The organism is Streptomyces sp. NPDC059853, from assembly GCF_042731495.1.
Classification (GTDB): domain Bacteria; phylum Actinomycetota; class Actinomycetes; order Streptomycetales; family Streptomycetaceae; genus Streptomyces.
Window position 1 is genome coordinate 1 of record NZ_JBHWJL010000152.1, and the last position, 11,688, is coordinate 11,688.

Below are 11,688 nucleotides of genomic sequence, written 5' to 3' on the forward strand. Positions count from 1 at the left end.
GGCACCTTGAGGTCGGCGGTGGCCGGTGAGTGGTCGGAGACGACGGCGTCGATGGTGCCGGCGGCCAGCCCCGCCCACAGCGCCTCGCGGTTGGCCGCGTCCCGGATGGGCGGGCAGCACTTGAACTCGGTGGCGCCGTCGGGGATCTCCTCGGCGGTGAGGGCGAGGAAGTGCGGGCAGGTCTCGGCGGTCACCCGCACCCCGGCGGCGCGGGCGGCGGCGAGCGCGGGCAGGGCGGTGGCCGCGGACAGATGGAGGACGTGGACGCGGGCGCGGTACCGCTCGGCGAGGTCCAGCAGCCGTTCCACCGCCGCGTGTTCGGCGGCGGGCGGCCGCGAGGCCAGGAAGTCGGCGTACCGGCGGCTGCCGTCGGGAGCGGGGGCGGCGGCGAGGTGGTGCGGGTCCTCGGCGTGCACGATGAGCAGCGCGTCCAGCGCGGCGCACGCGCGGACGGCTTGCTCCAGCGCCGCCGGGTCCAGGTGCGGGAACTCCTCGACGCCGGAGGGCGAGAGAAAGCATTTGAACCCGAACACACCGGCCGCGTGCAGCGGGCCCAGCCGGCCGAGGTTGCCGGGCACCGCGCCGCCCCAGAACCCGACGTCCACGTGCGCCTGTTCGCGGGCGGTGGCGCGTTTGACGGTGAGGGCCGCGGGGTCGGTGGTGGGCGGCAGGCTGTTGAGGGGCATGTCGACGAGCGTGGTGATGCCGCCGGCCGCCGCCGCGGCGGTGGCGGTGGAGAAGCCCTCCCACTCGCTGCGACCGGGGTCGTTCACATGGACGTGGGTGTCGACCAGGCCGGGCAGCAGGGCGGCGTCGCCGTAGTCGCGCAGCACCTGGCCGGGTACGGGCGGGGCGGAGTGCTCCCGCACGGCGCGGATCCGGCCGCCGGCGATCTCGACGGCGGCCGGCCGTACGCCGTCGGGCAGGACGACGCGGGTGGAGCGCAGCACCACCTCGGGTGCGGCCGGCCCGGGCGGCGCACCGGGCACATCGGATACAGCGGACAAGGGGCACCCCTTCGCCGTGGCTGCTTCAACGCTTTGTTGAACCGATCCTCGGGTGGCCCGGGCGGCTCGTCAAGGACGGGTAGGCTGCGGCTATCGGCTGGGAAAGGAACCCGACGTGCGGCCGTCCGATGTGCGCAAGCCCTCCACCGGCGGTGGCGGCGTCCAGTCCCTCGAACGGGCTTTCAGTCTTCTGGAGCACATGGCGGACGCGGGGGGCGAGATCGGCCTGAGCGAGCTGGCCGCCGCGAGCGGGCTGCCGCTGCCGACCATCCACCGGCTGATGCGGACGCTGGTGAGCTGCGGATACGTACGGCAGCAGGCCAACCGCCGGTACGCGCTGGGGCCGCGGCTGATCCGGCTGGGCGAGGCCGCCTCCCGCCCGCTGGCCACCTGGGCGCGTCCGCAGCTGGCGCGGCTGGTGGAGGAGACCGGCGAGACGGCGAACATGGCGCTGCTGGACGGCGACGAGGTCGTGTACGTGGCGCAGGTGCCCTCGCGGCACTCGATGCGGATGTTCACCGAGGTGGGCCGCCGGGTGCTGCCGCACACCACGGGGGTCGGCAAGGCACTGCTGGCCGACCTGCCGGAGGAGCAGGTGCGGGCGCTGCTGGCGCGCACCGGCATGCCGGCCTCGACGGAGCGGACGATCACCACGCCGGACGCGTTCGTACGGGCGCTGCGGACGGTGCGGGAGCGGGGGTACGCGGTGGACGACAACGAGCAGGAGATAGGGGTGCGCTGCATCGCGGTGCGGGTCCCGGACTCCCCCACGGCGACGGCGATCTCGATCTCCGGCCCGGCGGGCCGGGTGACGGAGCGCGCGACGGAACGCTTCGCCCCCATCCTCCGCGCGGTGGCCGGCGATCTGTCGGCGGCGCTGGCCGGCCCGTGAACCCGCTGGGCGCGATGACCTGATCGGCTGACAAGAACACGCAGTATCGATGCACCTCCCGGCGGACGCCCGAGCGTTCGCAAGGGTCGCCTGCCCGCGACCGCGCCACCGAGGGAGGAGCAGCACATGAGCGATCCGGCACCGTCGTCCCCCTGCACGGGCGGTGGACATCGCCGCACCGGCCACCGCGACCCGGGCGGGGGTCCGGACATGACGGTCGCGCCGTTGGAATCCTCGACGCCCCGGGCTGCACACTGGAAGCCCCGCATCGAGGAGCACGTCATGGAGTATGAGCGGATCCGGGAGATCGCGGTCCGGCTCGGTGAGATTCCCTAAGCAGCCAAAGTTGAGATCTCGGACGGTTCCATCATCATGATGATGTCCCCCTCGGGCACCCGCGAGCTGATCGCGATGCGCGTCGCACGCCAGCTGAATCAGCAACTCGACGGCGATCTCGTGGCCCACACCGGGGGCGATGTGGAACACCCGGGGCTGGGGATCCTGCGCCGGCCGGACGTGGTGGTACTGCCCGAGAGCGCCATGGACACCCCGGGCAGCTGGGAGGCGTCGCTGCTGGAACTGGTCGGCGAGGTGGTGTCCCCGTCGGACTTCGCCAACCGGGCCCGGCACGACTACACGTTCGGCGACAAGGTCTCGGTCGGCCGCTGGCACCTGGACAGCCGCGAACTGCCCCCCTACCGGCAGTGAACGACGTCGTCGGCCTGCTGCTCGCCGCCGGCGGGGGGCGGCGGATGGGTGGGGGCGGGAAGGCGCTGCTGCGGGTCGGGGGGCGGACGCTGGTGGAGCGGGGGGTGCGGGCGCTGCGGGACGGCGGCTGCGGGCATGTCGTCGTGGTGCTGGGGGCGCGGGCGGCGGAGGTGCGGCGGCTGGACGTGCTCGGCGGTGCCACACCCGTCGACAACCCGGCGTGGGAGTCCGGCATGGGGTCCTCGCTGCGCACCGGTCTGGACGCGGTGGCCGCGGCCGGCGGGGCGGCCGCGCTGGTGCTGCTGGTGGATCAGCCGGGGGTGGGGGCCGCGGCCGTCGCGCGGGTGCGGGGGGCGTACCGGTCCCCGGATGCGCTGGCCACCGCCGGGTACGGCGGGCGGCGCGGGCATCCGGTGCTCATCGGGGCCGGCCATTTCGCCGGGGTGCGGGTCGCCGCGCGCGGCGACCGGGGCGCGCGGGACTATCTGCGGGAGCGGGCGGCCGGTGTGGGGCTGGTGGAGTGCGGGGACATCGCCGATCCCGCCGATCTGGACACCCCCGGGGACCTCGCGGCGTTCGGAACACCTCATTGAGGTTCCGCGATGAGAAAACTAGTATCCATTTTCCAGCTGGTTCCGCGTCGCCCCGCGAAGGAGTGAGTGCCATGGCCGTCACGGCTGTTGTCGACCGCCAGGAGGAGGTGCTGACCGACGAGGCGCTGGCCTTCCTGGCCGAGCTGCACCGGCGGTTCACCCCCCGGCGGGACGAACTGCTCGCCGCGCGTGCCGAACGGCGGGCCGAGATCGCCCGGACCGGCACCCTCGACTTCCTTCCGGAGACCGCCCACATCCGGGAGGGCGATTGGCAGGTCGCCCCGGCCCCCGAGGCGCTCCTCGACCGGCGGGTGGAGATCACCGGGCCCACCGACCGCAAGATGACGGTCAACGCCCTCAACTCCGGGGCGCGGGTGTGGCTCGCCGACTTCGAGGACGCCTCCTCCCCCACCTGGGCCAATGTGATCGGCGGTCAGCTCAGCCTCGCCGACGCCCACCGCCGTCGCATCGACTTCACCGACGAGCGCGGCAAGCGCTACGCGCTGAAGCCCGAGGAGGAGCTGGCCACCGTGGTCGCCCGGCCCCGGGGCTGGCATCTGGACGAGCGGCACCTCGTGCTGGACGGCCGCCCGGTGCCCGGCGCGCTGGTCGACTTCGGGCTGTACTTCTTCCACAACGCCGCGCTCCTGCTGGAACTCGGCAAGGGGCCCTACTTCTACCTGCCCAAGCTGGAGTCGCATCGCGAGGCGCGGCTGTGGGACGACGTGTTCACGTTCGCCGAGGAGTACATCGGCATCGACCACGGGTCGGTCCGGGCCACCGTGCTGATCGAGACGATCACCGCCGCCTTCGAGATGGAGGAGATCCTCTACGAACTGCGCGCCCACGCCTCGGGGCTGAACGCCGGGCGCTGGGACTACCTCTTCTCGCTCATCAAGAACTTCCGGGACGCAGGACCGGCGTTCGTGCTGCCGGACCGCAACGCGGTGACCATGACGGCCCCGTTCATGCGGGCCTACACCGAACTGCTGGTGCGGACCTGCCACAAGCGCGGCGCGCACGCGATCGGCGGCATGGCGGCGTTCATCCCGGCCAAGGACGCCGACGCCAACGCCCTGGCCTTCGAGAAGGTCAGGAGCGACAAGGACCGGGAGGCGGCCGACGGCTTCGACGGCTCGTGGGTGGCCCACCCGGGCCTGGTGCCGGTGGCCCGGGAGTCCTTCGACGCGGTGCTGGGCGAGCGCCCGCACCAGAAGGACCGGCTGCGCGAGGACGTGCGGGTGACGGCCGCCGAGTTGCTGGACGTCGGTTCGCTGACCGCCCGGCCCACCGAGGCCGGGGTCCGCAACGCGGTGCAGGTGGGGACCCGTTACCTCCAGTCCTGGCTGGCCGGCCGGGGCGCGGTCGCCGTCTTCCATCTGATGGAGGACGTGGCCACCGCCGAGATCTCCCGCTCCCAGCTGTGGCAGTGGATCCACGCGGGGGTGGAGCTGGCGGACGGGCAGAAGGTCACCCGGGACTGGGTCCGGCGCATCGCCGCCGACGAACTCCTCGCCATCCGGGACGAGGTGGGCGAGGACGCCTTCGCGGCGGACGGCTGGCAGCGCGCCTTCGACCTGCTGCTGCGGATCGCGCTGGACGAGACGTACATCGACTTCCTGACGCTGCCCGCCTACGAACTGCTGGACTGAGCACGCCCGGTGCGGCGGGTGCCGGCCGGGCACAACGAGCCATGCACGTGACTCTTGCTCTCCGGCTCCCGCCGAGCGGCGTGCTCGCACTCGCCCTGACCGCCCTGCTGACCGTCACCGCCGCCTCGATCGCCACGGGGCGGCCGGGACGGCGGCGGTCGGCTCCCACACCGTCTTCAACGCGCACGGAATGACGGCGCATCCGACCACACCTGGAGGAGCGTCTCGTCGGCCTGATCGACGGTGCCCCGGCCGGCTCGGCCATCCACGGCGCGATGGACGCCTCGACCCGGGCCCCGGTCGCCGAGGCGTCCACCGATCTCGTCGTCGGGCTCCTGCGCTACATCACCCGCCCACGACGAGACGATGATCCGGGTGGAGCTCCCGGGCCCCCGACGACTACCGGCTGTGGGCGCGGGCCCGCTGACGCGCGCTCAGCCCACCGTCACCGGGTGCCGGACCACCGCGTCGAAGAGGTAGCCCTGGCTGTTGTGCGGGGTGCGGTCCGGCTGGGTGGTGCCGTCCAGGTCGGTGGCCCGGGCCAGCAGCTCGGTGGGCCCGGCGGTGCGCGGGGTCCACCGCAGCGACCAGCGCGTCCAGCCGCCCGCGCGCGGCGGGTCGTGCAGCGTCGCCGGGTGCCAGTCGGCGCCGCCGTTCACGCTCACCCGGACCGTGCGCACCCCGCGCCCGCCCGACCAGGAGCGGCCGGTGAGCAGCTGCGGGCGGCCGAGGGCCAGCGGTGCCTCCCACGGGAGTTCGAAGGCGCTCTTGAGGGTCTGCCGGGTCAGCGGGGCGCTGCCCTCCGCCGGGTGGCCGGGGCCGAACAGCCGGTAGAGGTCGGTGTTCCACGGCGAGTAGAGCGGGGTGGTGGACACCTCGATGTCGCCGAGCCACTTGATCGAGGCGATGCCGATCCAGGAGGGCACCAGCAGCCGCACCGGGTGACCGTGGTCGGGCGGCAGCGGCGCGCCGTTCATCTCGTACACCAGCAGGACGTCGTCCAGCGCCTTGGCGATCGGCAGCGGACGGCGCACCCGGCCGAGGTCGACGCCGCCGGAGAGGAACGGGTCGTCCAGGCCGCGCGGCATGACGTCCACCGCGTGCCGGGTCAGCCCGGCCCGGCGCAGCACCTCGGCCAACCGTACGCCGCGCCAGCGGGCCGTGCCGATGGCGCCGAGCGACCAGGCGGTGCCGGAGACGGGCTCGCCCTGCTGGCGCTGGAAGAAGCTGCGGCCGTTGCCCGCGCACTCCACGAAGGCGGAGCGTTCGGTGGCGGGCAGGGCGCGCAGGTCGGCCAGGGTGAACTCGGTGGGACGCGCGTGGCGCAGTCCGTCGCCCCAGACCCGCAGCCGCCAGCCGGCGGCGTCCAGGGCGGGGGTGACGGTGTGGTTGCGGACGAAGAACAGCTCGTTGGGGGTGTGGTAGCCGGTGCCGCGCAGCGCCTCCCAGCGGGTTTCGGCGTTGGTGCCGTGGACGGTGAACCGGTCGGCGGGCAGCGGCTTCACGATGCCCGTGGCGGTGGCCGTGCCCGCCCGGGCCGCGGCCGCCGCCGGGGCGGTCCCGGCCGGCGTGCCCGCCGTCGCCGCCGCGACCCCGGCCGCGGCCAGCAGCCGCAGCAGGTCCCGCCGTTCGATGCCCTCTGCCCGTGCCGTACCGGCCAGCCACTGCCGCAGCCGGCGGCGGTCGTACGTCCGCTCGTCGCTCGTCATGGTCACGATCCTGGCGGCGGAGCCGGGCCGGGACCATGGACGCACTATGAACTTTCCGCCAGCCGGCGGGCCTCGGCGCGGGCGGTGCGGGCGATGTCGCGTTCGTCGGCGGTGAGCAGCCGGCCGCTCTCCACGACCGGCCGCCCGCCGACGAGCGAGAGGGTGACGGGGGCGGGCGGGCCCAGCACCAGGGCGGCGACCGGGTCGGCGATGGTGGAGTGGCCGAGCCCGTCCAGCTGCCACAGCACCACGTCGGCCAGCTTGCCGGGCTCCAGGGAGCCGGTCTCGGCGCCGCGGCCGAGCACCCGGGCCCCGCCGTGGGTGCCCAGCCGCAGCGCCTGGCGGGCGGTGAGCGCCGCTTCGCGGTGCGGGCCGAGACGGGCCACGAGCAGGCTGTTGCGCAGTTCGGTGTGGAGTTCGCCGGATTCGTTGGAGGCGGTGCCGTCGACGCCGAGGCCGACGGGGACACCGGCGGCCAGCAGATCGGGCACACGGGCGATACCGGCGGCGAGGCGGGCGTTGGAGGAGGGGCAGTGGGCGACGCCGGTGCCGGTGCGGGCGAAGGCCGCCACGTCGTCGTCGGACATGTGGACGCAGTGCGCCATCCAGACGTCCTCGCCGAGCCAGCCGGTCTCGGCGAAGTAGTCGGTGGGGCCCATGCCGAACCGCTCGTGGCAGAACTTCTCCTCCTCGACGGTCTCCGAGCCGTGGGTGTGCAGCCGGACGCCCTTGGCGCGGGCGAGCTCGGCGGAGCGCCGCATGAGGTCGGTGCTCACGGAGAACGGTGAGCAGGGCGCGACCGCGATCCGCAGCATGGAGGAGAAGCCGGGGTCGTGGTGGGTGTCGATGGCGGCCTCGGTGGCGGCGAGGGCGTCGTCGATGCTCTCCACGGCGAAGTCCGGGGGCAGGCCGCCGTCGGAGGTGCCGAGGTCCATGGAGCCGCGGGCGGCGGTGAACCGTACGCCGATCTCGCGGGCGGCCTCGATCTCGGCGCCGAGCAGGTCGCCGGTGCCGCGGGGGAAGATGTAGTGGTGGTCCGCGGCGGCGGTGACGCCGCCCCTGGCCATCATGGCGAGGGAGGCGCGGGCGGCGGCGTGCACCATGCGTTCGTCGATGCGGGACCAGGTGGGGTAGAGCGCGACGAGCCAGTCGAAGAGGTGGGCGTTCTGGGCCAGGCCGCGGGTGAGCCACTGGTAGAAGTGGTGGTGGGTGTTGATCAGCCCGGGGGTGGCGAGCGCGCCGGAGGCGTCGATGCGGCGCGGCGGGGTGCCGTCGTCGGGCAGGTCGCGGGGGGCGGGGCCGGGGCCGACCGCCGCGATTCGGTCGCCGGTGATCACCAGATGGCCGTCGCTGTACTCGGTGTCCACCGCGTCGACGGTGGCGATCGCGCAGTGCTCGATGACGGTGGTCATACGGCGGGTGCCCCCTCAGAGGTTGGTGGCGTCGATGGGGATGCGGGCGGTGGTGCCCTCGCGCAGCACGGTCGCCTCGATGAGGCCGTAGGGCCGGTCGGCGGCGAAGTAGACGGCGCTGTCCTCGGTGTCGTTCTCCATGCCGAAGGGGGTGAGGTCGGCCAGGAAGTGGTGCTTGTTGGGCAGGGAGAGCCGGATCTCGTCGATCTCGGGGCGGTGGTCTATGACGCGTGCGCCCATGCCGTACAGGGTCTGCTGGAGCGAGTACGAGTACGTCCCGGCGAAGGCGTCGAGCAGGTGGCGGCGGGCGGCGGCGTGCGAGGCGTTCCAGTCGCGGTCCTCGGCCGGGCCGTCCCAGCGGTGCCGCCACAGGGCGGTGACGTCGGTGGCCAGGACGCGGTCGCGGGTCTCGGCGAGGGTGGTGTAGCGGTCGCGGAGGAAGCCGTGGAACTCCGATCCCGTGGTGTTCAGGACGGTGACCCCGGTCAGGCCGGAGAGCACGTCCCAGCCGTCCTCGGCGTCGTGGGTCACCTGGGCGGTGCGGATGCCGCGTCCGTCGCGCAGGAAGGAGTGCTCGCCGTCGCCGGGGGTGGGCACGCGTTCCCAGGCGTAGCTCTCCAGGCGGATCCTGGCCCGGGTGAGGGTGGGCTGCGACTCGGTGAAGTGCCGGGCGAGCAGGATGCCGAAGCGTTCGGGTGATCCGATGCCGTGTTCCTTGGCGAAGGCGAAGACGGTGTTCTTGGTGGCGTCGGTGGTCAGGACGGCGGCGTTGGAGCCGGAGTAGTGCACCTCGTCCATGTCGCCGGAGAGGGCGACGGAGACCTTGAGGTCCTCCAGGTGGTGGGTGGCGCCGTCGCGGGTGACGCGGACGACGCGGGTCTCCGCCTTGCCGTACTGGTTCTGGCCGAGTGTGGGCATCGCGGGGTCAGCTCCCTCGGTAGACGGAGTAGCCGAACGGGCTGAGCAGCAGCGGGACATGGTGGTGCTCGCCGGGGGTGACGGCGAAGGTGGTGCTGATCTCGGGGAAGAACGGGCCGGTGACGGCGAAGCGCAGCCGGGCGGTGGTGGCGTGCGCGGGCAGCGGTGGCAGGCCGGTGCAGCGGCCGTCCGCGTCGGTGACGGCGGCGGCGTGCGCGGTCCAGGTGCCGGGGGCCGGGCCGGGGACCGACAGGTCCACCGCGATGCCGGGGGCGGGGCGGCCGGCGGCGGTGTCCAGGATGTGGGTGGAGACGGTGGTGGCGGCCGCCGGGGGCGGGGCGGGGTCGGCGGCGTCGGTGGTATCGGTTGAGTCGGCGGGGTCGGCGAGCAGCCGGGTGAGCCGCAGCCGGTGGATGGCGGCCAGCTCGGTGCGGACGGTCGCGCGTTCGGTGTCGGGGCTGTTGCCGAGCCGGGCGCGGAGCGCGTCGCGCAGCCGGCCGGCGGTGAGTCCGGTGGCGCAGATGAGGAAGACGTGGCCGAACCGTTCCCGGTAGGCGTCGTTCAGCTCGCGCATCTCGGCGGCGAGCGCGGGCGGGGCACCGGCCATGCCGCGCTGCTCGCGGGCGGAGGTGGCGTCGCCCGGGGCGGGACGGCCGATCGGGGGGTGCGCGGCGAGCGCCTGGTCGAGGCCGGTGGCGTCGAGGGCGGCGGTGGCGGCGTCGGAGGCGGCCAGCAGCGCGGCCGGGGAGGGGTAAGGGCGCCCCGACATCAATGCCCCGCTCCAGGCGGGCGCGGCGCAGATCGGGCGGAGCGCGGCGAGCAGGTCGCCGGGCGCCGCGGAGTTGAACCAGCTGAGGCGGGCGGGAGACGCGGACGGCGGGTCAGCGGGCATGGGGCCAGCTAACCGGGCACTCCGAGTGACGTCAACAGTTTGTTGATTTTCACGCCGGTGGGGGACGTACGCCCGGTCAGCCGCGCTGCTCACGGTTGAGGTAGTTGTATACCGTGAAGCGGCTCACGCCCAGGGCGCTCGCCACCGTCTCCACCCCGTGCCGCATCGCGAACGCGCCCCGCGCCTCCAGGGTCCGCACCACCTGCTGCTTCGTGGAGCGGTCCAGATCGGCCAGCGGCATGCCGTGCCGGCGGCGCAACTCGGCCAGGATGCGGTCCAGCGAAGCGGAGAGATGGGGCAGCCGGACGGCGACCGCCGCGGTGCCCTGCCAGGACAGCACCACATCGTCGGGTCCGGCCCGCTCCGGGGCGAGCAGTTCGCCGCCGATGGCGTCGACCAGCGGGGTGACGGCGGCTATGAAGGACTCGGCGCCGTCACCCGGCGCGCTCACGCGGCGGCCTCCGGGCCCCGCGTGCCGCTGCCCTCGACGACGTTCAGCTGGAGCGAGATCCGGGTGGCGCCGACCGCCAGGGACTTGCTGACCAGCTCGTTCACCAGGGTCAGCACCTCGTCGGCGCCGCCTTCGACGGTATTGCCGAAGGGGCCGACGTCCACGGTGTCGAGCGCCGCGCCCAGGGTGACCTCACGGGCCATCAGGGCATGCGCGGGCGGCTCGTCCAGATCGAAGGGTTCGGTGGTGAACTCAAGTCTCAGTCGCACCCCGCCAACCTAACCCGGCGCGGCGGCCACGGGCCGGTGGTCAGGAAGCGCCGTGCCGCACGGACGGCAGCACCCGGTGCCGCGGCACCCCGAACAACTCGACGGCCTCGCGCAGCTGGCCCAGCGCCGGGGCCAGCGCGCTGACCGAACCGACGGCCGCCGCGATCCGCAGCAGCACCTCGCTCAGCAGCGTGGCCTCGGGGACCCCGCCGGCCAGCTGCTCGGCCAGCACCGTCAGCTCGCGCTCGGCCACCTGCCGGTCGGCCAGCCAGGCCTGATAACCGCTCAGGTCCGCGCGCAGCCGTTCCACCGCCGTCCGCAGGGCCGCGAGCCGGGGATCTCCTTCGTCGGCCACCGCGCTCGCGCTGACGCGCGCGACCTCGGCCTCGCCTGCCACCACTGGGCCCTCCCCTGCCGTCCACACCACCCGACGCGCCCGCGTCCGCCCGGCGCATGCTTGGCGCCCGGCCGCCACGAACAACGACAGTAAATATCACTGTCCGCACAGTGCGCCATACGGAGGGCGAAAGTCCCGGTCACATTCGCGTGAACAGCCGTGACCCCATTGACGCACTCCGGATGACGTACCGCCACCACGGGTGAGCATACTCCTGCGTGATCAAGGGACCATAAGGAACACTGAGATGGCCCAGCGCAGGCCCGGGAGCGTCCGATGAAGCAGAGCAGGCCCGTACGCTGTCCGGCGTGCCGCCGCGAACACACCTATGTTCCCCCGGAGTACCCATGCTCCTGCGGGGCAGCGGTGTCCGTCCCGGTGCGGTGGGACCGTGACCCCGCCCCGGTACGGCACCGGTCGTGGGCGGCCTCCTGGGCCGAACTGGACTGCCCCTCCTGCGGCCGGGCCGGGCAGTGGCCCCAGCCGGAGTTCGACTGCCCCTGCGGGGTGACGGTGCGGCTGTCCGCCGGGCGGCCGGAGTCCGGGGCGGCCCGGGACGGGGAGCGCGAACGGGCGCCGTTCACCCCACTGACCATCAGGACCGGGTACGACGCGGTGGCGTGCGCGGCCCAGTTCCTGCGGTGGCTGGGCTTCCGCGAGGTGCGCACCGCCGTCCCCCGGCCGGAATCGGGGGTGGATCTGCGCGGCCCGCAGGTGGTGGCCCTGGTGGACACCACCACCGAGCCGACCGGGTCCCGGGAGATCGAGACGCTGTGGATGCACGGACT

The 11,688-nt window shown here is 73.9% G+C and carries 14 protein-coding genes; 6 read left to right on the forward strand and 8 right to left on the reverse strand.

Annotated elements, in window-relative coordinates; all coding sequences use genetic code 11:
- Positions 1 to 1,007, reverse strand: a 1,007-nt coding sequence (allB, locus tag ACFV5N_RS16995; protein WP_385600012.1) for an allantoinase AllB, incomplete at its 3' end; no start/stop codon positions are given.
- A gap of 115 nt (positions 1,008 to 1,122) precedes the next feature.
- On the opposite strand from allB, the gene ACFV5N_RS17000 reads away from it, so the two are divergent.
- From ACFV5N_RS17000 to aceB, 5 genes are all read left to right on the forward strand, one after another.
- Positions 1,123 to 1,899 carry an IclR family transcriptional regulator gene (locus ACFV5N_RS17000; protein WP_385600015.1) on the forward strand — a complete coding sequence of 259 codons (777 nt, stop codon included), beginning with the start codon at positions 1,123 to 1,125 and terminating at the stop codon, positions 1,897 to 1,899.
- Between the two features lie 126 nt (positions 1,900 to 2,025).
- A complete protein-coding gene (locus tag ACFV5N_RS17005) occupies positions 2,026 to 2,235 on the forward strand; it encodes a hypothetical protein (protein ID WP_385600018.1) in 210 nt (69 codons plus the stop codon).
- A gap of 36 nt (positions 2,236 to 2,271) precedes the next feature.
- On the forward strand, positions 2,272 to 2,607 hold the full coding sequence (locus tag ACFV5N_RS17010; protein WP_385600021.1) for a Uma2 family endonuclease: 336 nt from the start codon (positions 2,272 to 2,274) through the stop codon (positions 2,605 to 2,607).
- Positions 2,604 to 3,200: an NTP transferase domain-containing protein gene (locus ACFV5N_RS17015; RefSeq protein ID WP_385600024.1), complete on the forward strand. Its 597-nt coding sequence runs from the start codon at positions 2,604 to 2,606 to the stop codon at positions 3,198 to 3,200. Before ACFV5N_RS17010 ends, ACFV5N_RS17015 begins: the two co-directional genes overlap by 4 nt.
- 71 nt (positions 3,201 to 3,271) lie before the next feature.
- Positions 3,272 to 4,852, forward strand: coding sequence for a malate synthase A (gene aceB, locus ACFV5N_RS17020; RefSeq protein ID WP_385600027.1), 1,581 nt, complete (start codon positions 3,272 to 3,274; stop codon positions 4,850 to 4,852).
- Between the two features lie 434 nt (positions 4,853 to 5,286).
- On the opposite strand, the gene ACFV5N_RS17025 is transcribed toward aceB, so the two are convergent.
- From ACFV5N_RS17025 to ACFV5N_RS17055, 7 genes are all read right to left on the reverse strand, one after another.
- Complete coding sequence (locus ACFV5N_RS17025; protein WP_385600030.1) at positions 5,287 to 6,561, reverse strand: sulfite oxidase; 1,275 nt, start codon at positions 6,559 to 6,561, stop codon at positions 5,287 to 5,289.
- A 44-nt stretch (positions 6,562 to 6,605) separates the two neighbouring features.
- Positions 6,606 to 7,973 (reverse strand): 8-oxoguanine deaminase, encoded by a 1,368-nt coding sequence (locus tag ACFV5N_RS17030; protein ID WP_385600033.1) that lies wholly within the window; start codon positions 7,971 to 7,973, stop codon positions 6,606 to 6,608.
- Positions 7,974 to 7,988: 15 nt separating this feature from the next.
- Positions 7,989 to 8,891 carry a factor-independent urate hydroxylase gene (gene pucL, locus ACFV5N_RS17035; RefSeq protein WP_385600036.1) on the reverse strand — a complete coding sequence of 301 codons (903 nt, stop codon included), beginning with the start codon at positions 8,889 to 8,891 and terminating at the stop codon, positions 7,989 to 7,991.
- 7 nt (positions 8,892 to 8,898) lie between these two features.
- Positions 8,899 to 9,783 carry a 2-oxo-4-hydroxy-4-carboxy-5-ureidoimidazoline decarboxylase gene (uraD, locus tag ACFV5N_RS17040; RefSeq protein ID WP_385600039.1) on the reverse strand — a complete coding sequence of 295 codons (885 nt, stop codon included), beginning with the start codon at positions 9,781 to 9,783 and terminating at the stop codon, positions 8,899 to 8,901.
- 76 nt (positions 9,784 to 9,859) lie between these two features.
- Complete coding sequence (locus ACFV5N_RS17045) at positions 9,860 to 10,234, reverse strand: helix-turn-helix domain-containing protein (RefSeq protein ID WP_385600042.1); 375 nt, start codon at positions 10,232 to 10,234, stop codon at positions 9,860 to 9,862.
- Positions 10,231 to 10,503 (reverse strand): hypothetical protein, encoded by a 273-nt coding sequence (locus ACFV5N_RS17050; RefSeq protein ID WP_385600045.1) that lies wholly within the window; start codon positions 10,501 to 10,503, stop codon positions 10,231 to 10,233. Before ACFV5N_RS17050 ends, ACFV5N_RS17045 begins: the two co-directional genes overlap by 4 nt.
- Positions 10,504 to 10,543: 40 nt before the next feature.
- Positions 10,544 to 10,903 (reverse strand): DUF5955 family protein, encoded by a 360-nt coding sequence (locus ACFV5N_RS17055; RefSeq protein ID WP_385600048.1) that lies wholly within the window; start codon positions 10,901 to 10,903, stop codon positions 10,544 to 10,546.
- Between the two features lie 375 nt (positions 10,904 to 11,278).
- On the opposite strand from ACFV5N_RS17055, the gene ACFV5N_RS17060 reads away from it, so the two are divergent.
- On the forward strand, positions 11,279 to 11,688 hold a 410-nt coding region (locus tag ACFV5N_RS17060; protein ID WP_385600050.1), incomplete at its 3' end, for a hypothetical protein.